The organism is Syntrophobotulus glycolicus DSM 8271 (assembly GCF_000190635.1).
In the GTDB taxonomy this organism is placed as follows: Bacteria; Bacillota; Desulfitobacteriia; order Desulfitobacteriales; family Syntrophobotulaceae; genus Syntrophobotulus; species Syntrophobotulus glycolicus.
Genome location: NC_015172.1, coordinates 2,261,592 through 2,283,272, shown reverse-complemented (window position 1 = coordinate 2,283,272; position 21,681 = coordinate 2,261,592). Strand labels below are relative to the sequence as shown.

Here is a 21,681-nt window from a genome sequence, read left to right as displayed (position 1 = left end):
TTAAAAATAACGTCTGTAGTCCTGTTCCTAAACATATAAATTTTTAGGAGGAATGCAGATGTTTATTTTATTGGCCAAAAAAAAATTCTATGCTGCAATTGCGGCAATATTGGGACTCACAATGGGGACAATTTTCTTTATGGGAACACGAACCATTACGGTTGGTCAGAACAATATACAGGCACCTTTGGAAAAAGTGAATGTAGCTCAAAACGTAATTGCCCTAACAGTCAATGTAGATTGGGGAGAAGAGCAAATTCCTAAAATGCTGGAGATTTTGGAGAAGGATCAGGCCAAAGCAACTTTTTTTCTGACAGGCAGATGGGCGGACAAAAACAGTGAGCTTGTCAAGGAAATTGCGGCCAAGGGGCATGAAATAGAAAATCACGGCTACTCGCATCCCCATCCTGACCAGCTCTCTGTTGAGGGGAATAACCAGGAAATCATGAAAACTGAAAAGATTATTGAAAGGACAATCGGCAAAAAAACAACGTTTTATGCTCCTCCTTATGGAGAGAAAGGGGAAAGCGGGGTTCGCGCCGCTTCGGAAGCAGGATATACGACAGTACTCTGGACGCTGGATACAGTGGATTGGCAGCCAGCCAGCAATGTCGATTTGATTGTGCAGAGAGTAGTAAATCCTAAAACCCGCTTTGGAGTTAAGCCGGAGAAAAAAGGAGCCATTGTTTTGATGCATCCCAAACCAAATACTGTCTTGGCCTTGCCCATTATTTTAGAAAAATTGAAGCAGGAAGGATTTAGCTTTGTTACCATGGAAGAATTACTCTCTCTGAAAATTGATAACTGAGAATTGTACTGGATATACTACCAATAGTAAATAAACGAGGTGGTATATTTGTTCAGAAGAAAAAAATGGACGCAAATTGCGGGAGGCGTCTTCATTTTCATGGTTTTAGCAGCTTGTCCTGTTCGAGCAGAAGAAGTTTCCGAAGACATTACAGTTGAAACCATGACCATGATTGATCAACACTGGAGTGTGCCCGCAATAACGGCGCACACGGCTATTCTGATGGATGCGCAGACGGGAGAAGTGCTTTATGAACGCCAGTCCCGTAAAGTGAGTCCCCCGGCCAGTACGACAAAAATAATGACAGCTATTCTGGCTCTGGAATTATCCAAGGGAGATGAAATTGTCACGGTCAGTGAGAAAGCCGGGGCAGTGGGAGAGTCCTCCATTTATTTAAACAAAGGCGATAAAATCAAAATGAGCGAATTGATCGAAGGGGCCTTAGTGAAATCAGGAAATGACGCTTGTGTAGCGATAGCAGAGCAAACGGCCGGAACCGTGGATTCCTTTGTAGAGCTAATGAATAAAAAAGTGCTGACCATTGGAGGGTACAATACACATTTTGTTAATCCTAACGGACTACCGGCCAAAAATCATTATTCCTGTGCTTACGACCTGGCGATCATGGCCAGGTATGCACTGCAAAACGATCAATTTTCTGAGCTTGTAAAAACAAAATATGCTTCGATAAGCTTTGATGAACCTCCTAAAATTGAACAGTTTAAGAATACAAACAAGCTTCTCTGGAGCTATCCATTCACTAGCGGAGTGAAGACAGGAACCACAAATGAAGCCGGGAAATGTTTAGTAGCCTCGGCAAATAAAGAGAACAGAAAATTAATCTGCGTTGTGTTAAATGCTCCCGACCGTTATGGGGATTCTCAAAAGTTGTTTAACTGGGGATTCGGAAATACCAAATCCAATTAACAAAAGGAGAATCACAGGAAAAACATTGAAAAAAGGGCTTCTTCTATGTAGTATGAATGAAGAATCTGATTTTGGGGGGATAGAGCAATTGTATCAAAAAGTAGTGCTTCCTAACGGAGTAAGAGTTCTCACCGAAGAAATTGATTATCTCAGATCAGCGGCAATAGGAATTTGGGTAGGAGCCGGATCAAGATATGAAAAAAGCGGATACGAAGGGATATCACATTTTATTGAACATATGTTTTTCAAAGGGACAAAAAAAAGAACGGCCAGACAATTGGCGGAATCTCTGGAATCAGTGGGAGGACAGTTAAACGCTTTCACCACAAAAGAAATGACTTGTTATTATGCTAAAGTACTGGATGAGGATATCGATTTGGCCATTGATGTCTTAAGTGATATGTTTTTTCATTCTTTGTTTGATCCTAAAGAAATTGAAAAAGAAAAAAATGTGGTTTTGGAAGAAGTCAAGATGTACTTGGATACCCCGGATGAACTGATTCATGATTTGTTTTCACAATATATTTGGAACGAACATCCTTTAGGTATGCCTATCCTTGGAGATGAAGGTTCCATTAAAAGCCTTGATCGGGATAAAATCATGGATTATCTGGAAACCCAATATTGTCCCGACAAGATCGTCATCTCTGCTGCCGGTAAGATCAAACATGATCATATCGGGAAAAGTTTGGAGCAATTCGGGAGTTTCGAGCGCCAAAAAGAAGTCAGTGTTTATTGTCATCCTGTGGCAAAGGTAATCAGAACATCTATGCCGAAAGATACCGAGCAAATGCATCTGGTCCTGGGTGTTCCCGGAATTGGTCAGAATGATGAGGATATGTATGCTTTACATGTCATTAATAATATTCTCGGCGGAGGCTTAAGTTCCCGTTTATTTCAGGAGATCAGAGAACAACGGGGACTTGCCTATTCTGTATACTCCTATCATGCCACTTATGTAGATACAGGCTTATTTGCGGTTTATGCAGGGGCCAGCCCGGGAAATATCGAGGAAGTAATCAAATGTATCCTTCATGAGATTAATGGAATTCGAAGCAAAGGGCTATCCGAGGAGGAACTGCGGAGAGTTGTGGCTCAGATTAAGGGCAATCTTTATCTCGGTATGGAATCATCCAGCAGCATCATGAGCAGATTGGGGAAAACCGAATTGAGCTTCGACCGGGTTAAGACGGCTGAGGAAACTGTGGAGAAATTAGAGAAAGTAACCTTAAAGGATATTGACCGGGTGATGGAAAGATTATGGCACAAAGATAAAGTTTCCATGCTTACGATTGGTTCAAAAGAATTTACGCCGGATTTTGATCAAATCATTAATGCACAATTTTGAAGAAAGGGATTGAAGGATGAGGAGATTTCTTAAGGTCAGTTATGAACAATATAGAAAAGATTCAGATGACGGGGAAGAAAACGGCGAGCTGTCAAAAGAGTATGAAGACATTATTCTACCCCGGCGGGCGACACGCTGTTCGGCGGGTTATGATTTTTATGCGCCCAGAGCTTTTGCGCTTGAACCCGGGGGGCAGATCAAGCTGGCGACCGGGATCCGGGCAATCATGAATGAGGATGAATGGCTGGGGCTCTACATACGCAGCGGACATGGATTCAAGTTCGGGGTGAGACTAAAAAACTCAGTTGCAGTGATTGATGCAGATTATGCCAATGCTTTAAATGAAGGACATATTCAGATTGCCATTTATAATGGAGGAGACAAATTATTACGGGTCGAAAAAGGAGAAGCTTTTGCTCAAGGTGTCTTTCAAAAATATCTATTGACAGAGGATGACAATCCACGGCAAAGTGAACGATTAGGCGGGATGGGATCTACAAGTTCAGGGAACTGATTTGATTCCTTCAATAATTCAGGATAAAGAACAAATGTTCAGCTTGGCGTTTGGTAATAGTTTGGCTGATACAAGCATAGTATCCCAATAAAAGGGGGTATTTATTTGCAAGTAATCATTACAATGATTCTGGTTGTTGGAATCACTTTGTCCTTATATTTGCGCAGAAGGCAGAATATGTGGAGAAGCGCGGAAGATCACAGTCCGTTGGCTAAGGCAATCACTCAGCTTGTCGGCACTGCGGGCGGAATATATATTTCTCTGGAATTGCTGCTTGATTTTTTAGGAGTGCCAAGCCGGATCTGGGACCCTCCTTCCCTGTATTTTATCAAGCCCCTGGCTGTTTTTTCCTTAGCAATCGCCATTTTACAGCCATGGGGCCGGAAAATATGGCTGGATCTTAGAAAAAGGAGAAGAATCTGATGCTGTTAAGTGAGCTGGCCGAAAAAGAAATCGTCAATCTGCACGATGGCGCAAAGCTTGGAACAATGGGAGAAAGTGATATCAGGATTAATGATCAAGGTGGGATTGAGGCGATTATTGTTTCTCCAAGAGCGAATCACGTTTGGTTTTTAGCCAAAAACAGCAACCGTGAAAATGAAAATATTGTGATTCCCTGGCAAGCGGTAAAGAAAATCGGAAATGAAGTTATTATTGTCGATATCGACATTCCTTCCCTTTAGCAATGCTTGAATAAATACTTTTGTTTGACAGCAGTCAACAGGTGTAATAAAATAGTAAAAACATGCCCCCGTAGGCCCCATCTGGTACGGGGTTTCGCTTTATGCTATCAGGAGGGAAAAAATATTGGAACGGATACGGGTTTTTGTCACAGGAGCTTGCGGAAAAATGGGTTCGGAAACAATCAGAACCTTACTAAGCCAGAGTGATATAGAAATTGTCGGAGCATCGGATATTCGCAACCAGGGAGAAGATATAGGGAAAATTCTCGGAATGAACGAGACAGGAATAAAGCTCCAAGGCTCTCTTGATGAACAGATCCTGGAGGCAGCAAAAACAGATATTCTGGTTGACTTTACGAACCCTCTTTCAGTTTTTGCCAATGCCAAAACGGCGCTCAGAGCCAATGTCGTACCGGTGATCGGGGCGACAGGTCTGGATGAGCAGGAACTTGCGGAATTGGAAGATATGGCTGTCAAGCAAAACGGCGGAGTATTTATTGCGCCAAACTTTGCACTCGGCGCTATCCTCATGATGAAATTCGCTCAGGAAACGGCAAAGTATTTTAAGCATGTTGATATTATTGAATATCATCATGATCAGAAGCTTGATGCCCCTTCAGGCACAGCCTTGAGGACGGCGGAAAAGATTTCTCAGGAGCGCCCGCCGATGATCCAGGGTGATCCAAACGAATATGAAAAAATTCCCGGAAGCCGTGGGGGGGATTTCCAGGGCATCCATATTCATTCAGTACGTTTGCCGGGTTTAATCGCTCATCAGGAGGTTTTGTTCGGCGGATCTGGACAGACACTGACCATCAGACATGATGCTTATACCAGAGAAACCTATATGCCGGGAATTTTGCTGGCGATTAGGAAGTCATACAAAATCAAAGGACTTGTCGTAGGACTGGAGAATTTTCTCGATTAATCAACGCTTTGGCACCGTGCCCAAATTACCCTCATATAATGGTTAGTAGTTTAGACGATACTGGCCAACAAGGAGGCAAAAAAATGGGTGCGGTACTTGAAGGAATTTGCTTAGCAGTTGTTGGAGGAGATGATAGAGAGGTTTATCTGATTCCGGAATTGCAAAAGCTGGGGGCCCGGATCATTGGGCTCGGACTGGAAAAATCGCCGCTTGGACAGAGGATTGAACATTTCAATTCATTTAAGGAAATTATCGATGAAGCCGATGCCTTGCTCCTTCCCATGTTTGGGACAGATGAGAGGGGACTGGTTAAAGCGAAATATTCAAATGATCCCATCATTCTGAACAATGAAGTGCTTGAGTCGATCCCTTTATACATACCTTTATTTATCGGATGGGCAAGACCTGCACTGAGAGCGGCCGCTCAGAAAATGAAAATCGAGGTTGTTGAAATTGCCAACAGGGATGATGTGGCTATCCTGAACTCTGTTCCTTCGGCAGAGGGTGCGGTACAAATGGCGATGGATGCCACGGATATCACGATTCACGGCAGCCGGAGTTTTGTTTTGGGAATGGGGAGATTCGGGACAACACTGATTCATTTGTTGAAAGGAATGGGAGCAAGAGTAACGGCAGTGGTCAGAAGAACGGCCGATTTAGCCAGGGCCGTTGAGATGGGAGTAAGGCCTCTTAGTTTTCAGGAACTGGAACAGGAAATCGTCGAGGCGGAGATTATTTTTAACACGGTACCGGAGTTAATCCTAAATAGGACAATTCAAGAAAAAATGTCCAGGGATGCTGTCATCATTGATCTGGCGTCAATACCGGGGGGAACCGATTTCGAATATGCTCAGATGCTGGGCATTAAGGCCTTTCTCGCTCCCGGGCTTCCAGGTGTTGTCGCACCAAAAACAGCAGGATTGATTCTAGCCCAGGTGTATCCAAAAATCATCCTTGAATACGTAAGCAAGAATAATCGCGCAGCTTCTTCAGCCAAGTGTTCTGAAGGAGGTGAGGGGAATGCGGTTTAAGGGAATCAGTCTTGCTTACGCGTTAACGGGTTCGCATTGTACATTGGCTAAGGCAATCAAAGTGATTGAAGACCTTGTCAGAGAAGGAGCCGATATCACTCCGATATTGTCCAATGCCGTTGATCAGATGGATACAAGGTTTGGCAAAGCGGAGGAATGGAAACAGAAGCTCGAAACAGTGACGGGAAAGATACCCTTAAGGACGATCCAAGAGGTAGAGCCTATCGGCCCCCGGGAATTATTTGATTGTATGATCATTTCTCCTTGTACAGGGAATACTATTGCCAAATTAAGCTCCGGAATCACCGATTCCCCTGTTCTTATGGCGGCAAAAGCCCACCTGAGAAATCATAAACCTTTGGTGTTGGCGATTTCAACAAATGATGCCCTGGGGATAAATGCCAAAAACATTGGTTTACTATTGACGGCCAAAAATATTTATTTTGTCCCTTTTGGACAAGATGATTATCAAAATAAAGCCAATTCTCTGGTTGCTCACATGGAAATGATTCCGGATACAATTCTATTGGCTAAGCAAGGCAAGCAAATTCAGCCTGTCCTAGTTGAATATAAGAAGGAATAACATTTTAATCGGATAAAAATACAATATTGAATAACGGAATATGGTGTTCCTTAAACGTGGAGCACCATATTCCCCATAAATCAATAATGCAGGAGGATAAATCATGCCGAATATTGCAATTGTTGGAGCTACGGGGGCGGTAGGCCAGGAATTTCTGAAAATTCTTGCCGAACGCAAATTTCCTGTTGAGGAACTTCGTCTATTGGCGACCAAGAGATCAAGCGGAACAAAAATGACCTGGCAGGGAAAAGAATATGAAGTCCGGGAGACAACTCACGATAGTTTTAAAGGAATTGATATTGCCCTTTTTGCCGGAGGGTCCGCAAGTACAGAATTTGCTCCCTCAGCAGTAAAAAACGGAGCGGTGGTTATTGATAACAGCAGTGCTTACAGAATGGACCCTGAAGTCCCCTTGATTGTACCGGAAGTTAACCCTGAAGATGTAAAATGGCATAATGGAATTATTGCCAATCCCAATTGTTCAACCATTATTATGGTTGTGGCTTTAAAACCGATTAATGATCTGGCCGGGATTAAGCGTATCGTTGTTTCCACCTATCAGGCAGTTTCCGGTGCAGGCAAGGAAGGAATAGCGGAGCTGGAGGCTGAGGTGAAGGCCTGGAGCAAGGGAGAGTCACCTTATCAGCCGGAGGTTTTTCCTTATCAGATTGCCTTCAATCTTATTCCGAGGATCGACATTTTTCAGGATGACGATTATACTAAGGAAGAATGGAAAATGGTCAAGGAAACCCAAAAGATCTTCCATTCTGACGAGATCAAGGTTACGGCAACCTGTGTCAGAGTCCCCGTATTTAGGTCCCACAGTGAGTCAATTAATATTGAAACAGCAAAGAAGCTGACGATAGCTGAGGTCAAGGAGGCGCTTGCCAAGGCCCCCGGAGTGATTCTTCTGGATGAACCGTCGAAAGATACTTATCCAATGCCCTTGGAAACGGCGGACAGGGACGAAGTATTTGTCGGCCGGATCAGGGAAGACCAATCAATTGAAAACGGGATCAATATATGGGTTGCCGGCGATCAGATTAGAAAAGGCGCGGCAACAAACGCGGTACAAATTGCCGAATTGTTAGGATAAACGATTAGGAGGAGATTCTGTGAGTGTTCGGATTCTGGTTCAAAAGTTTGGGGGGACTTCGGTTGCATCTCCTGAGAGAAGGGCTCAGGTTGCGGCCAAAGTCTCGGAGGCAATCAGTCAGGGGTTTATGCCCGTTGTAGTCGTATCAGCTATTGGGAGAGCCGGGGATCCTTATGCAACAGATACCTTAATCAAACTGGCTTCAAACATCTATTCCGAAATGCCCAAGCGGGAAATGGACATGCTTATGAGCTGTGGAGAGATTATTTCCGGCACCGTGTTGGCAAGCACTCTCCAAAGTGCGGGCATTGATGCCGTATTAATGACAGGGGGGCAAGCCGGGATCATTACCAATGATCATTTTGGTAATGCCAGGATTATTAGGGTAGAGCCTGAAAAGATTTTTCAGCGGCTTAATCAGGGACAAGTGGTTGTTGTTTCCGGTTTTCAGGGTATGACTGAAGACGGACAGGTTACAACTCTGGGCCGGGGGGGCAGCGATACTTCAGCAGCGGCGATCGGAGTGGCTTTAAATGCCGAAGCCATAGATATTTATACAGATGTAGAAGGAATCATGACCGCTGACCCGAGAATAGTCGAAGATGCCAAAATACTGGATGTTGTGACGTATAATGATATTTGCCATTTGGCCCATCAGGGAGCTAAAGTGATCCACCCGCGGGCAGTAGAAATAGCCATGCAAAAAAACATACCCATGCGAATAAAATGTACATTTACCGATGCTCCGGGAACTTTGGTTACCAATATTCAGCCGGATGTCGTTGCCGGGGCGGATGCGATCGGGGACCGTATCATTACAGGGATCGCTCATACCCCCAATCTGACCCAGATCAGAGTCAATATTGCAGATCAGGAAAATAAAACCCAGACAGCTAAAAAGATTTTTAAGGGGATGGCCCTTGCAGATATCAATGTTGATTTTATCAGTGTACAGTCGGAAAGTATTCTCTACACGGTTAGGGATGAGGTTGCCAATAAAGCGGTAAGTATCCTGAAAAACTTAGGCTTTGAACCCGAATGTCTGGCCAGTTGTGCCAAAATTGCTTTGGTTGGCGGAGGAATAGCTGATGTTCCCGGGGTAATGGCCAGTGTTGTTGAGGCCTTATCCGAGCAGGGTATTGCTATTCTCCAATCAGCAGATTCACATACAACGATCTGGGTTTTAGTGAGAAAAGAACATATGGCAGCGGCGGTTCAGGCGCTGCACAGAAAATTACAGCTTGGATAATAAGCTCAAGAGGACTGCTAAGGAGAAAAAACAAGGAGACTGATTATGTTTGGAAATGTATTGACGGCCATGGTCACCCCCATGAATGACAAGCTGGAAATCGATTACAAAGCAGCAGCCGATTTGGCTATCCATCTTGCGCAGAATGGGTCTGACGGTATTGTGGTAGCCGGAACTACTGGGGAAACACCAACCCTCAGCAAAGAAGAAAAAATAAATCTCTTTCGAGAGGTGAAACAGGCTGTGGGCAATTCATGCAAAGTGATTGCCGGAGTCGGAACCTATTCGACCAAAGAAAGCGTGGAGCTCGCCAGCAGGATTAATCACCTGAATCTCGACGGAGTGTTAACTGTTGTCCCTTATTATAGTAAACCTTCTCAGGAAGGGCTGTACTGTCATTTTAAAGCTATTGCAGAGGCCGCAGATTGCCCTGTAATGCTCTATAATATTCCCGGCCGGACAAGTTTAAATATGTTGCCGGAGACCGTTCTGAGGCTTTCTGAAGTGCCGAATATTGTTTCGATTAAAGAAGCAGCCGGTTCACTTGAACAGGTCAGCGAGCTGAAAAGTATTCTTCCTGCCGATTTTACGATCTATGCCGGAGACGATATCTTGACATTACCCATGCTCTCTCTGGGCTGTAGGGGGATTGTCAGCGTAGCTGCTCATATGGTCGGAACCAGGATTCAGAAGATGATTGCGGCCTGGCAGGCAGGAGATACGGCAAAGGCTTTGAAATGGCATCTCAGTCTTTATCCTGTTTTTAAAGGAATGTTTGTTGTGACAAATCCTATTCCCGTTAAATACATCCTGAATGAAACAGGCTTTAATGTCGGGGGATACCGTTTGCCTCTGGTTGGACCCGGTACTCCGGAAAAAACCGGACTGAACAACCTGATTGAATTGATCAGAAATCTTCCGGAGGAAGTATAAGATTTTAAGCAATGATTCGGATAATCTGTTACGTTCCGGGCTAAATCGTTTTAAAATGGTTATACTATCTATTGTTTAAAGCTTCGGTTTATGCCGAAGTTTTAGTTTTATCAGAGAAACAAGACAATTAATGATATATTTGCTCAAGTGTACTTGCATGTCACGTTTTAGAATAATATAATGTATACAACGATGTTGGACGGTAAAGTGAATAATCGGCTGCATTTTTCATGACGAAGGCAAAGGTTTTCTGGGCCCGGCAGAAGATCTGATTTTCTTTGATCATTAATTGTGCTATTTATTGGAATATTTTTTTCAGTAATTTTCATCTCTGTCGCCAGTATTTCCTTACAGTGTGAATGGATTGAAATATATTTAGAAAAATATATTCTGATTATGATTAGGTTCAACGAAAATGAAAAAAATTGGAGGTGAGGCATCTTTGCCTAAAGAACACAAACTGCAAATTATTCCTCTCGGCGGACTTGGTGAAGTTGGGAAAAACATGACGGTCATCCGTTATGGGAACCAAATGATTCTGATTGATGCAGGATTAGCATTTCCGGAAGATGACATGTTCGGGATCGATATCGTGATTCCCGACTATTCATATATTATTGATAACCGAGATCAATTACTGGGGGTTTTTGTCACTCACGGTCATGAAGACCATATCGGAACCCTGCCCTATCTGTTAAGAGATGTTGATACGCATATTTATGCCACAACTTTAACCTTAGGGCTCATCCATGCCAAACTTAAGGAAAACAGCATTAACAAATTTCAGGCAACTGCGGTAAAGCCTGGAGAAAGCATTAGGCTGGGGCATTTTAAAATTGAATTTATCAGGGTCAGCCACAGTATACCTGATTCCGTGGGACTGGCGATCCATACTCCATTAGGGACAATCGTTCATACCGGGGATTTTAAGCTCGATCATACCCCTGTTTCCGGGGATATCCTGGATATCCATAAGTTTTCCGAGCTTGGTCAAAAGGGTGTCCTTTGTCTGATGTCGGACAGTACGAATGTAGAAAGACCGGGATTTACGCAATCGGAGAGCAAAGTAGGGCAGATGTTTGATGAAGTTTTTCGGGCAGCCAAGGAAAGAATTATCCTGGCCAGCTTTGCTTCTAATGTCCACCGGGTTCAGCAAGTCATTGCCGCGGCAGTGAAAACAGACCGCAAGGTAGCGATTGTAGGCAGAAGTATGCTGAATTATGCGACGATAGCGGCTGAACTTGGTTATTTAAAGATTCCGGAAGGCACGATGGTCGATGTTGACGAAATCTTAAACCTTCCAAGCAATCGAATATGTATTGTCACAACAGGCAGTCAGGGTGAGCCGATGTCTGCTCTGACCAGAATTGCCATGAATGATCATAAGAAGATCGAGATTCAGCCAGGAGACACCGTAATCATTTCGGCGACCCCAATTCCGGGCAATGAAAAATCTGTGGCGAAAACCGTTGATTTACTGTTTAGACAGGGAGCCAATGTCATTCATGAGTCTGCTTCAGGAGTACATGTATCAGGCCATGCCAGTCGGGAAGAATTAAAGCTGATGCTGAATATGGTGAAGCCTCGATACTTTGTGCCGGTTCATGGGGAATACAGGATGTTGATCAAGCACGGGCAGCTGGCGGAGCAGCTTGGGATTCCCGAGGAAAATATTTTTATTGCCGAAAACGGCAGTATCATCGAATTCACCAAAAACAGCGCCTGTATTGCCGGCAAGGTCACATCGGGCAGAATACTGGTTGACGGCCTGGGCGTAGGAGATGTAGGCAATATTGTGCTCAGGGACAGAAAGCAGCTTTCCCAGGAAGGAATATTAATCGTCGTGATGACGTTAAGCCGTTCCTCAGGACGGATTGTGGCCGGACCAGATGTTGTCACCAGAGGTTTTGTTTATGTCCGGGAGTCGGAAAGCATGTTGGATGAGGCGAAAGCTAAAATCAGACAGACGACAGAGCGTTGTTTAGTCAGCGGCAATATAGAATGGGCGTTGCTCAAGAATCAAATCAGAGACGTACTCGGCAAACACTTTTATGAAAAGACCCGCCGCAGACCGGTTATTCTTCCCATTATCCAGGAAGTACCGTAAGCGGACCGGACACCTTCAATAAAAATTTTATGACCAAATTATATATTTTATCTTAAAATCAGTTGACAATTATTATGGGTTTAGCTATACTATCAAATGTTCCGCATATGCGGCCCGTTGGTCAAGCGGCCTAAGACACCGCCCTTTCACGGCGGTAACACGGGTTCGAATCCCGTACGGGTCACCAATTTTTGGGCGATTAGCTCAGCTGGGAGAGCGCCTGCCTTACAAGCAGGATGTCGGCAGTTCGATCCTGTCATCGCCCACCAATATCGTAACCGGTGAGTTGATATTCGTCTGAAAGACGGATATCTAAACTAAGGCCCCGTGGTGTAGTGGTTAACATGCCTGCCTGTCACGCAGGAGATCGTCGGTTCAAGTCCGATCGGGGTCGCCATTACCGCAATGAAGGATCAGAGGTCAGATACCCGAAGGAAAAAGAAGCTTGTCGTTTGAGTTTGAAATTTGAGCTTCGAGCATCGGGCCTCCTAACATCGATATTGGGGTGTAGCCAAGGGGTAAGGCACCAGACTTTGACTCTGGCATTTCGTTGGTTCGAATCCAGCCACCCCAGCCAAAGATTTTTTTGGGCCATTAGCTCAGCTGGTAGAGCACCTGACTCTTAATCAGGGTGTCCCGGGTTCGAATCCCTGATGGCCCACCATTTATATTTTCAGTGTGTATTTTTGAGCCATTAGCTCAGTCGGTAGAGCACCTGACTTTTAATCAGGGTGTCCCGCGTTCGAGTCGCGGATGGCTCACCAAAATATCATGCGGGTGTAACTCAGTGGTAGAGTGTCACCTTGCCAAGGTGAAAGTCGCGAGTTCGAATCTCGTCACCCGCTCCAACAAAGTTGGTATTTGCGCTCGTAGCTCAGCTGGATAGAGCGTCTGACTACGAATCAGAAGGCCAGGGGTTCGAATCCCTTCGAGCGCACCAGATAAAATCCGAGACGCCGTTATAGCTCAGTAGGTAGAGCGTATCCTTGGTAAGGATAAGGTCACCGGTTCAATCCCGGTTAACGGCTCCAGTAAATTGCTTGCGGGAGTGGCGGAATTGGCAGACGCGCACGTTTGAGGGGCGTGTGGATAACACCGTGCGGGTTCAAGTCCCGCCTTCCGCACCAGAATGTTTTGTTTAGATCGTCATGGAGAAGTACTCAAGTGGCTGAAGAGGACGGTTTGCTAAACCGTTAGGGTGGGCAACTGCCGCGAGGGTTCAAATCCCTCCTTCTCCGCCAGTAATTTTCCTCGATAGCTCAATGGTGGAGCAACCGGCTGTTAACCGGTAGGTTGCTGGTTCGAGTCCAGCTCGGGGAGCCACGGCAGGGTAGCCAAGTGGTCTAAGGCAAGCGGTTCATACCCGCTCATTCGAGGGTTCAAATCCCCCCCCTGCTACCATAATACGCGGGTGTAGCTCAATGGTAGAGCACTAGCCTTCCAAGCTAGCTACGTGGGTTCGATTCCCATCACCCGCTCCAAAGAAAATAACTCCTGCGCAAAGCGCAGGAGTTTTTTAATCGCTAGCGATGGGAATCGAACGGGCGGAAAAGGGAAATCATTATTGTTTGGGAAAACTAAAAGAGAAACAAGCGCCTTGATCAATCTTGCCTGTTAACCAGGCTCTTCCATGATGGCGCTGCAATATTTTTTGACAGATAGCAAGGCCTACGCCGGAGCCTTCAAATTCATTTTGAGCATGAAGACGTTGGAAGACTTTAAAAAGTTTGTCTGAGTAGCGCATATCAAACCCTTCTCCATTATCTTTTATGGAAACAATGTATTCTTCTGGCGTTTCCGCTGATGTGATTTCGATGCTTGCCGCAGCTTTATTCCGGGTGTATTTTAAGGCATTGGAGAGAATGTTGGAGACGAGCAGCTTCATCATTATGGGGTCGGCACAGATGATGGGAAGGGATTTGATGATACATTGGATTTTCCGTTGAGGTTCCAGTTTGATTAGTTCGCTACATATGGTGCGGAAACAGTGTTCAAGGTCAACTTTCTCAATCCTGAGTTCCATTTCGCTCATTCTAGAGAATTCAAGCAGATGATCAATAATCATGATCAATTCGTTGGACTTTTTTTGGATATTGTCCAGAAGTTCATGCCCGTCGTTATCCAGCCTTGGAGAATAGTCCAAAACTAAGTAATCGATAAGCCTGCTGATCGATAACAGCGGAGCCTTTAGATCGTGTGAAACAGAATAACAAAAGCTATCCAGTTCACGATTGGCTTGAAGCAGGGATTTGGTCTGCTGCTTTAATTTAATATGGGTATTCACACGGGCCAGAAGTTCCGAACTGTTGAATGGCTTGATTACATAGTCTTGAGCCCCGTAAGCAAAGCCCTTTTTTATACTTTCCTCGTCATTGCTGGAGGTAAGGAATATGATGGGAATATGAATGTAATCCGGATTTCTTTTTATTGTTTTGCATACCTCAAACCCGTCCATTTCCGGCATATATACATCAAGCAGAATAAGGTCGGGTAAATGCTGGTCAATCAATTTGAGGGCTGTAATTCCTTTGGTAGCGATGCGAACTTTAAAATTATGATCACACAATACGGATACTGCGGTTTCGATATGTTCCGGGGTATCGTCTACGAGCAGGATTTCCGGCTGTGTTGACGGATCGCTGTACTCCATACGATTCATCTCCATGTATAAATGATAATCCATTATAAATGAGCGGGCAGGTAAAAACAAGCTGTATGACAGCTGAAACGGAGTTGTAAAAATCACGGTTTTATTTTACAATAAGCAGCAGGAATAGTGAGGGGCACAGGGGCCGCATTGAGTAATCAAGCTGGCCCCTGTGCTTTTTCTGATAGTAAGGTGTGGTGGATGGAGGTGGCTGGTATGGCTGGGAAATTTGTCATTAAGCATTCAACGATCAGTGCGCTTATGCTGGGGATATTCTTTTTGATTGCAATCTTATTAGGCAGCAGCATCTTATACATGAACTCCAGTATTCATGACGAGCGAGTTGCCGAGCAGCGCCGAACGGAGTTTAAGCAATTAGGAATTAATCTTGCAACAGCTTCGGACTATTTAACAGATGAAGCGAGAAAGTACGCTGTGACTAAAGATGTTGATCATATGAACAAATACTGGGAGGAAATCAATACGACGAAAACACGGGATGAGGTGATCGCCCGGCTCGGCGAGCTGAATTCGCCAAGTGAGGAAATGACGCTTTTAGCAGAGGCGAAAAGAAATTCCGACGCACTTGTGGAAACCGAGCGGCATTCCATGAGGCTGGTTTTAGAAGCGGATGATGTTCCTGAAGCGAATATGCCGATAGAAGTGGCGGCATTTCATTTGAATGCCGGTGATCAGCAATTAAATCCGACAGAGAAATTAGCCAAAGCCCGCAATATTATGTTTGATGCAAAATATGCCGAGGATAAGGAGAGTATCATGGGACCGATTGCCAGTTTCCAATCCATTATGAATAATCGCCTGGAAGCGGAATTGGCCGTTGCCCGTCAGGCGACGACGAAAGCGGCAATCTTGCAGACAGTATTAGCGGTGATTATCATTTGCGCGGTTGCCGGACTCATTAGAATTCTTTTTCGGCAGGTTACCTCACCCATCAATCAGTATACAGAACGATTAAAGGTATTCTCTTTCCGCGATGAAAAATTCAGTTTAGTCCCTGACGGGTCCCTGGAATTGCGTATGCTTGCGCAGACCTTCAACGCTTTGTCCAATTCATTTCAAGAAGAGCTGGTGAAGAGGAAAAAGGCGGAAGAGACCATGAAAGCAGCTAAAGAAGAAGCGGAAACGGCAAATAAAGCAAAAAGTGAATTTTTGGCTCAGATGAGTCACGAAATCAGAACACCTTTACATACGATTATCGGTTATCAATATCTACTGGAAAACACATTTTTGGAAGAGAAGCAAACCGAATATGTCCGGAATTTAGGACTGGCATCAAAAAACTTATTGGAGATTATTAATGAAATTCTTGATTTTTCCAAGCTGGAAGCCAAAAAAATGGTGCTTGAAGCCGTTGACTTTGATTTGTATCTTTTAATCGAGGATCTCTGCAGTATGCTGGAGGTTGAAATCAGACGTAAAAAGCTGCAGTTTAATTTTACGATTAAGCCTGATGTGCCGCGTTATTTAAAGGGCGATACGACAAGACTGAAACAAGTTATTTTGAATCTTCTTTCCAATGGGATTAAATTTACGCATGAGGGTAGCCTGCAGCTTTTTGTAGAATTGAAGGAACAGAAAAACCGAACCGTTATGCTTTGTTTCCATGTAGCGGACACAGGGATCGGCATACCACAAAGACAAATAGAGCAGCTCTTTGAAGTCTTTACCCAAGGCGATACATCGACATCCCGCAAATATGGAGGAAGTGGGCTGGGGCTGGCGATCAGCAAAAAAATTGTCCGTCTTATGGGCGGGGATATATTTTTAAAAAGCGTAGTAGGGGAAGGCTCAACCTTTAGTTTTACCGCAATGTTCGAACTGGGCGAGCGGTTGCCGGCAGGGCATAAGGAAAAGAAAACGACCGGACTTTGGCAAATTTTTTGCAGCAAAAAATTATTACTGGTCGAAGATAATGCCGTCAATCTGGAAATGACAAAGGAAATTTTGCTGAGGCTGGGCTTTACTGTCGAGGGGGCTGAAAGCGGTTTTGAAGCCTTAAAGATGGTCGGTGAAAATCAGTATGACGCCATACTCATGGATATTCGCATGCCGGAGATGGATGGCTATGAAACGGCCCGCAGGGTAAGAATGCTGGATGACGGGGAAAATATCCCGATTATCGCACTGTCGGCTGATGCGCTTGAAGGAGTAGTGGCTAAAGCGAAACAGGCCGGGATGAATAATTACCTGACAAAGCCGTTAGATCCGGCAAAGATGATTAATGTTTTGCGGCAGATCTTTAATGCAGGAGATCAAACGGCGTTAACAGAGGATGTGATTGAGGGCTCTAAACAACAGGCGGATATTGATTTGCAAAGCGGGCTTAGGCGTATTGGCGGCAAGCGGGACGTCTACCGCAGTATTCTCGTCCAGTTTATTGCCAATCATCGCGGCGATGGCGAGCGATTAAAAGAGTTTATTGGGGCCCGCCATCTTCAAGAAGCACGGCAATTGGCGCATACAGTCAAGGGAGTTGCCGCTAATATTGGGGCGAACTCTCTAAAGCAAGCGGCACAGGCAGTGGGAAAAGCCTTGCGGGATTCAAATTGGTCAGAGTTAGATCATGAAGCGGCGGTTCTGGTTGCCGCGCTTTCGGAAAGCTGCGCCGCCGCAGAGCAGTTCGTTGAAACATTAACGGCAAATGATGCGGAGAAAACGGAAACCGTCAATTTAGGTGAGATTTTAGGACGATTGTTGAAGTTGTCGGAGGATGGGGATGCCGAAGCAAAACGATTTTTTGAGCGCTACCGGCATTGTTTTGCCAAAGGCTTGACAGATAGGGAATATCACCGGTTGCATGAAAAAATTTTCCAGTACAGTCTTGATGAAGCGGCTGTGGAATTGCAGGACCTTATCAAAATCTACGGTAATCAGAGCTGATGGCGGCGGTTTTTGCATTTTTGTAGGGTAAAATAGCGGATTTGTCATGTTCATTTACACCGATAAAATCGTTAAACTATAATCATTCAAGGTGAAAGTGTAAAATACCAGCAGAGGCGCTGTGTGCAAAGTATATTCGGATGGGAGCGATATACGCACGGTGCTTTTTGTTTTCATACGCAATGGTGATTCAGAGCATCACGCGGTACTGAAATCCATTCATTTAGATGGCTGTCGCCGGGAGTGTGGGCTATGTACAGGGTATTGATTGTCGATGATGATCGCACAGTAAGATATATGCTGAAGCGTTTTAAACAGTGGAATAACTATGGCTTCGTGATCGACGCCGAGGCCTGTGACGGCAAGGAAGCGCTGAAGATCCTCGCGGGCGGCCGGTTTGATCTTGTCATTACAGATATTCGCATGCCCGGGATGGATGGCATTGAGTTTTTACACCAGCTGAAGATCCACGCTATGGATATTTGTTTGATCCTGCTCAGCACGTATAACGATTTTGAATATGCGCAGCAAGGCATCCGGTTTGGTGTCTTTGATTACATGACGAAGCCCCTGGATGATAGTGTTCTCGGTGAAACACTGCTGAGGGCAAAAGGTCATTTGGAGGAAAAGCGGCTGCGCCGGCGTCAACTCGCGGAAGAGCAAAAGCTGATTGAGGAAAGTCTTAAGCTCTACTACCCGCTGCGCCAGGAGAGAAAATTGCTGGATTTGCTGTTGACAGGCAGCGACGCGGCTGTCGCTGAAGCGGAAAATATATTTTCCGAACTGGTGCTGGCGGTAGGTGAAGATTTATTTAAAGCCGACAGAGTATTTGAAAAGCTGCGGGCAAATATCGGTGAAGAAATTTATCAAGCTTTCCCCTGGCTGAAGGAAATAGAAAACAAGACCTTTGAGGTGACTGCCGGACAGTTGAAATCGGTGCCGGAGATTAGACTGATGTTTTTGGAATATATTCAGAAAATGCTGGCCGTAATCAAAAAATACGAACTGTATCATACCGACAGCATTATCAACAAGACCTGCCGGTATGTTATGCAGCATCCGGAAGCGGAGATCTCGCTGGAAGACATCGCAGGGGAGGTCCATGTCAGCAAAAGCTACGTGGGCAAACTGTTTAAGCAAAAAACCGGCTGCAATTTTACCGATTATGTGACGAAGGTAAAAATGGAACGGGCTAAAATGCTTTTACGGACCGGAGAGTATAAGAACTATGAAATAAGTGAACGGCTTGGGTATAGCAGTCCGGATTATTTTTGCCGGTTATTCAAGCAATATAGCGGGTATACGCCGCTTGAATTTAAAAAACAAGGATGAAGATCAAACTGACGGGCCGTCTCGCACGAGGCGGTTTTGCATTTTTTTAGGGTAAAATAGCCGATTTGTCATGTTCAAATAAACCGATAGAATCGTTAAAATAAGATTATTCAAATGAAGTGGAAATACCGGCAGAGGCGCTGTGTGCAAAGTATATTCGGCTGCTCAGAGGAGAGCGATATACGGCACGGCGCTTTTTGTTTTGGTATGCGGCAGGCATGCTACCGACACCCTGGACATGATTATGGCCATAATCATGTTGAACAAAAAAGAGAGGCGGCAAGTGTATGAAAAACAGTGGTGCGAAAAGGTTCAAAAGTGGTATGGCAAGAGGAATCATGGTGATTTTGATTCTTTCCATGGTTCTGACCGGATGCGGAGCGAATCAGACCGCGCAAGGTCCCGCTTCCGAGGATACCATCAAAGTGGGGATTATGCATTCATTAAGCGGGACAATGGCCATCAGTGAAGTGTCAGTAAAGGATGCCGAGTTAATGGCCATTGAGGAAATTAACGCTGCGGGAGGAGTCTTGGGTAAAAAACTGGAGCCGGTTATTGAGGATGGGGCATCCAATCCAGCTACTTTTGCTGAAAAAGCCAAGAAACTGTTGCAAAAAGATAAGGTCGCCACGGTTTTCGGCTGTTGGACTTCCGCCAGCCGTAAGGCTGTATTACCGGTATTCGAAGAACACAATGGACTGTTGTGGTACCCAGTTCAGTATGAGGGGATGGAGGCATCACCCAATATCTTTTATACTGGGGCCGCGCCGAACCAGCAAATTGTTCCGGCTGTGGAATGGTTGTTGCAGAATAAAGGAAAAAAATTCTTTTTAATTGGTTCGGACTATGTATTCCCGCGTACCGCCAATAAAATTATTAAAGCCCAGTTAGCGGCAATGGGCGGTGAAACGATAGCCGAAGAATATACTCCGCTCGGTCATACTGACTACAGTACAATCATTAACAAAATTAAAGCATCGAATCCGGATGTCGTATTCAATACCTTAAATGGTGATAGCAATGTGGCATTCTTTAAGCAGCTGAAAGACGCCGGTGTTACGGCGAAGGATCTGACAACCTGTTCGGTCAGCGTTGCCGAAGAAGAAATCCGCGGGATCGGGGCAGACAACATGAAAGGACATCTGGTGTCCTGGAATTACTATCAGACAACCGATACACCGGAAAATAAAGAGTTTGTTCAAAAATACAAAGCGAAATACGGAGAGGACCGTGTGACGGATGACCCGATTGAAGCCGCGTATATTGAAGTGTATCTGTGGGCCGAAGCGGTTAAAAAAGCAGGCAGCACAGATATCGACAAAGTAAAAGAAGCAGCGAAGGATCTCGAATTTAAGGCGCCGGAAGGTTTAGTGAAAATTGATGGTGAGAACCAACATCTTTGGAAACCCGTACGTATTGGCGAAGTGATGGAAGATGGATTGATCAAGGAAATTTGGAGCAGCGTGGAGGCCGTAAAGCCCGACCCATTTCTTAAGGCTTACAAATGGGCTGAATCCATCGGCAATCTTTAGCCGTTCTTCTCCGGTTACAGCGGTGCAAGAAAGGCTTGTGCCGCTATAACCGAAAATACTCTCGGGATGGCGGTAAAGTAACCGCCGGAAAAAGACCGTATTTTTCGGTTTAAGTCGTTAAGGTGGTGGATTAATGGATACATATATTGTTCAGTTTTTTAACGGAATCAGTGTCAGTTCGATCTTCATTTTAGCGGCTTTAGGGCTGGGAATCACCTTTGGGCTGATGAAAGTGATCAATATGGCGCACGGTGAATTTATCATGGTCGGTGCATATGTGACTTACTTGCTTCAAAATCTGTTTATTACGCATTTGGATAAGCACGTTTTCGGCTGGTATTTTATTTTGGCGATTCCAGCGGCGTTTATCGTTGCCGGACTAATGGGACTTATCCTGGAAGCGGCGGTAATCCGTCATCTTTACGGAAGACCGTTGGACAGCATTCTGGCAACCTGGGGGGTAAGTCTGGTTTTGCAACAGTTGGCTCGCAGCATTTTCGGCGCTCCAAATGTGGATGTAAGAAGCCCGGGCTGGCTGGACGGCGGTCTGGTTGTTAATCAGGCTCTGCAATTTCCGTATAAACGGTTGTTTATTATCCTTTTAGTGATGACGTGCCTGGTCGGTGTGTTTCTGCTGCTGTATAAAAGCACAACCGGAAGACGTATCCGGGCGGTTATGCAGAATCGTGACATGGCGGCCAGTCTGGGGATCAATACGCGAAAAATAGATGCGTACACTTTTGCCATCGGTTCAGGGCTGGCGGGGATTGCCGGCTGTGCCCTGGCTTTGCTGGGTTCTGTCGGCTCGACACTGGGGAGCGCTTATATTGTCGACACGTTCATGGTTGTTGTGCTTGGCGGGGTAGGGACATTGTGGGGGATTGTCGCCGGCGGACTTGTTATCGGCATTTCAAATACCACCTTTGAATTTTTTACGAATACCTCAATGGGGAAAGCACTGGTGTTTATGTTGGTTATTCTTTTTTTGCAGTGGAAACCGAAAGGGCTATTGTCGATAAGCAGCCGGTCACTGGATGATTAAATATAATCCCTCGATAAGGT

General features: G+C 45.0%; 18 protein-coding genes and 14 tRNA genes. 31 read left to right on the top strand and 1 reads right to left on the bottom strand.

The genetic code is table 11. The annotated features are described in order from the left end of the window. The first annotated feature begins 58 nt into the window (after positions 1 to 58). The 27 genes from SGLY_RS11275 (at position 59) to SGLY_RS11145 (ending at position 13,688) form a co-directional block, all read left to right on the top strand. Positions 59 to 808: a polysaccharide deacetylase family protein gene (locus SGLY_RS11275; RefSeq protein ID WP_013625398.1), complete on the top strand. Its 750-nt coding sequence runs from the start codon at positions 59 to 61 to the stop codon at positions 806 to 808. 48 nt (positions 809 to 856) lie between these two features. Beyond that, positions 857 to 1,735 carry a D-alanyl-D-alanine carboxypeptidase family protein gene (locus SGLY_RS11270; protein WP_013625397.1) on the top strand — a complete coding sequence of 293 codons (879 nt, stop codon included), beginning with the start codon at positions 857 to 859 and terminating at the stop codon, positions 1,733 to 1,735. Positions 1,736 to 1,823: 88 nt separating this feature from the next. Continuing rightward, positions 1,824 to 3,083: a M16 family metallopeptidase gene (locus tag SGLY_RS11265; RefSeq protein WP_041445360.1), complete on the top strand. Its 1,260-nt coding sequence runs from the start codon at positions 1,824 to 1,826 to the stop codon at positions 3,081 to 3,083. Positions 3,084 to 3,099: 16 nt separating this feature from the next. Continuing rightward, positions 3,100 to 3,597: a dCTP deaminase/dUTPase family protein gene (locus tag SGLY_RS11260; protein ID WP_013625395.1), complete on the top strand. Its 498-nt coding sequence runs from the start codon at positions 3,100 to 3,102 to the stop codon at positions 3,595 to 3,597. Between the two features lie 105 nt (positions 3,598 to 3,702). Next, a complete protein-coding gene (locus tag SGLY_RS11255; RefSeq protein WP_013625394.1) occupies positions 3,703 to 4,020 on the top strand; it encodes a hypothetical protein in 318 nt (105 codons plus the stop codon). After that, positions 4,020 to 4,280: a YlmC/YmxH family sporulation protein gene (locus SGLY_RS11250; RefSeq protein ID WP_013625393.1), complete on the top strand. Its 261-nt coding sequence runs from the start codon at positions 4,020 to 4,022 to the stop codon at positions 4,278 to 4,280. The genes SGLY_RS11255 and SGLY_RS11250 overlap by 1 nt, the downstream gene beginning before the upstream one ends. Before the next feature lie 124 nt (positions 4,281 to 4,404). Further along, positions 4,405 to 5,208, top strand: a complete 804-nt coding sequence (dapB, locus tag SGLY_RS11245) for a 4-hydroxy-tetrahydrodipicolinate reductase (RefSeq protein ID WP_013625392.1) — start codon at positions 4,405 to 4,407, stop codon at positions 5,206 to 5,208. Between the two features lie 83 nt (positions 5,209 to 5,291). Beyond that, positions 5,292 to 6,239, top strand: coding sequence for a dipicolinate synthase subunit DpsA (dpsA, locus tag SGLY_RS11240; RefSeq protein ID WP_013625391.1), 948 nt, complete (start codon positions 5,292 to 5,294; stop codon positions 6,237 to 6,239). After that, complete coding sequence (locus tag SGLY_RS11235) at positions 6,229 to 6,822, top strand: dipicolinate synthase subunit B (RefSeq protein WP_013625390.1); 594 nt, start codon at positions 6,229 to 6,231, stop codon at positions 6,820 to 6,822. Before dpsA ends, SGLY_RS11235 begins: the two co-directional genes overlap by 11 nt. Before the next feature lie 103 nt (positions 6,823 to 6,925). Then, positions 6,926 to 7,918, top strand: a complete 993-nt coding sequence (locus tag SGLY_RS11230; protein ID WP_013625389.1) for an aspartate-semialdehyde dehydrogenase — start codon at positions 6,926 to 6,928, stop codon at positions 7,916 to 7,918. A gap of 19 nt (positions 7,919 to 7,937) precedes the next feature. After that, a complete protein-coding gene (dapG, locus tag SGLY_RS11225) occupies positions 7,938 to 9,167 on the top strand; it encodes an aspartate kinase (protein WP_013625388.1) in 1,230 nt (409 codons plus the stop codon). 45 nt (positions 9,168 to 9,212) lie between these two features. Next, positions 9,213 to 10,100: a 4-hydroxy-tetrahydrodipicolinate synthase gene (dapA, locus tag SGLY_RS11220; protein WP_013625387.1), complete on the top strand. Its 888-nt coding sequence runs from the start codon at positions 9,213 to 9,215 to the stop codon at positions 10,098 to 10,100. A gap of 442 nt (positions 10,101 to 10,542) precedes the next feature. Next, entirely contained in the window at positions 10,543 to 12,207 is a 1,665-nt protein-coding gene (locus tag SGLY_RS11215) for a ribonuclease J (protein WP_013625386.1), read from the top strand. Positions 12,208 to 12,318: 111 nt separating this feature from the next. Then, positions 12,319 to 12,394 (top strand) — tRNA-Glu (locus SGLY_RS11210). Between the two features lie 6 nt (positions 12,395 to 12,400). Continuing rightward, positions 12,401 to 12,476 (top strand) — tRNA-Val (locus SGLY_RS11205). Positions 12,477 to 12,528: 52 nt separating this feature from the next. Beyond that, positions 12,529 to 12,604 (top strand) — tRNA-Asp (locus SGLY_RS11200). A 104-nt stretch (positions 12,605 to 12,708) separates the two neighbouring features. Next, positions 12,709 to 12,784 (top strand) — tRNA-Gln (locus SGLY_RS11195). 11 nt (positions 12,785 to 12,795) lie between these two features. Continuing rightward, positions 12,796 to 12,871: transfer RNA gene (locus SGLY_RS11190), tRNA-Lys, on the top strand. A gap of 24 nt (positions 12,872 to 12,895) precedes the next feature. Then, positions 12,896 to 12,971: transfer RNA gene (locus tag SGLY_RS11185), tRNA-Lys, on the top strand. Positions 12,972 to 12,980: 9 nt separating this feature from the next. Then, positions 12,981 to 13,055 (top strand) — tRNA-Gly (locus SGLY_RS11180). Between the two features lie 15 nt (positions 13,056 to 13,070). Continuing rightward, a tRNA-Arg gene (locus tag SGLY_RS11175) sits at positions 13,071 to 13,147 on the top strand. 15 nt (positions 13,148 to 13,162) lie between these two features. Next, positions 13,163 to 13,238, top strand: a tRNA-Thr gene (locus SGLY_RS11170). Between the two features lie 11 nt (positions 13,239 to 13,249). Next, a tRNA-Leu gene (locus tag SGLY_RS11165) sits at positions 13,250 to 13,334 on the top strand. 23 nt (positions 13,335 to 13,357) lie between these two features. Next, positions 13,358 to 13,448: transfer RNA gene (locus SGLY_RS11160), tRNA-Ser, on the top strand. 7 nt (positions 13,449 to 13,455) lie between these two features. After that, a tRNA-Asn gene (locus tag SGLY_RS11155) sits at positions 13,456 to 13,530 on the top strand. A 1-nt stretch (position 13,531) separates the two neighbouring features. Then, positions 13,532 to 13,608, top strand: a tRNA-Met gene (locus SGLY_RS11150). Positions 13,609 to 13,614: 6 nt separating this feature from the next. Then, a tRNA-Gly gene (locus tag SGLY_RS11145) sits at positions 13,615 to 13,688 on the top strand. Between the two features lie 80 nt (positions 13,689 to 13,768). On the opposite strand, the gene SGLY_RS11140 is transcribed toward SGLY_RS11145, so the two are convergent. Continuing rightward, positions 13,769 to 14,857 (bottom strand): response regulator, encoded by a 1,089-nt coding sequence (locus tag SGLY_RS11140; protein ID WP_013625385.1) that lies wholly within the window; start codon positions 14,855 to 14,857, stop codon positions 13,769 to 13,771. A 213-nt stretch (positions 14,858 to 15,070) separates the two neighbouring features. Between SGLY_RS11140 and SGLY_RS11135 the strand changes: the two genes are divergently transcribed. From SGLY_RS11135 to urtB, 4 genes are all read left to right on the top strand, one after another. Continuing rightward, positions 15,071 to 17,755: a hybrid sensor histidine kinase/response regulator gene (locus SGLY_RS11135; RefSeq protein WP_013625384.1), complete on the top strand. Its 2,685-nt coding sequence runs from the start codon at positions 15,071 to 15,073 to the stop codon at positions 17,753 to 17,755. Between the two features lie 252 nt (positions 17,756 to 18,007). After that, positions 18,008 to 19,087: a response regulator gene (locus SGLY_RS11130; RefSeq protein ID WP_013625383.1), complete on the top strand. Its 1,080-nt coding sequence runs from the start codon at positions 18,008 to 18,010 to the stop codon at positions 19,085 to 19,087. A 287-nt stretch (positions 19,088 to 19,374) separates the two neighbouring features. Beyond that, the gene (gene urtA, locus SGLY_RS11125; protein ID WP_013625382.1) at positions 19,375 to 20,619 is read left to right on the top strand and encodes an urea ABC transporter substrate-binding protein; all 1,245 of its coding nucleotides are present in this window, start codon (positions 19,375 to 19,377) and stop codon (positions 20,617 to 20,619) included. Between the two features lie 133 nt (positions 20,620 to 20,752). Next, positions 20,753 to 21,661 (top strand): urea ABC transporter permease subunit UrtB, encoded by a 909-nt coding sequence (urtB, locus tag SGLY_RS11120; protein ID WP_013625381.1) that lies wholly within the window; start codon positions 20,753 to 20,755, stop codon positions 21,659 to 21,661. Positions 21,662 to 21,681 lie beyond the last annotated feature (20 nt).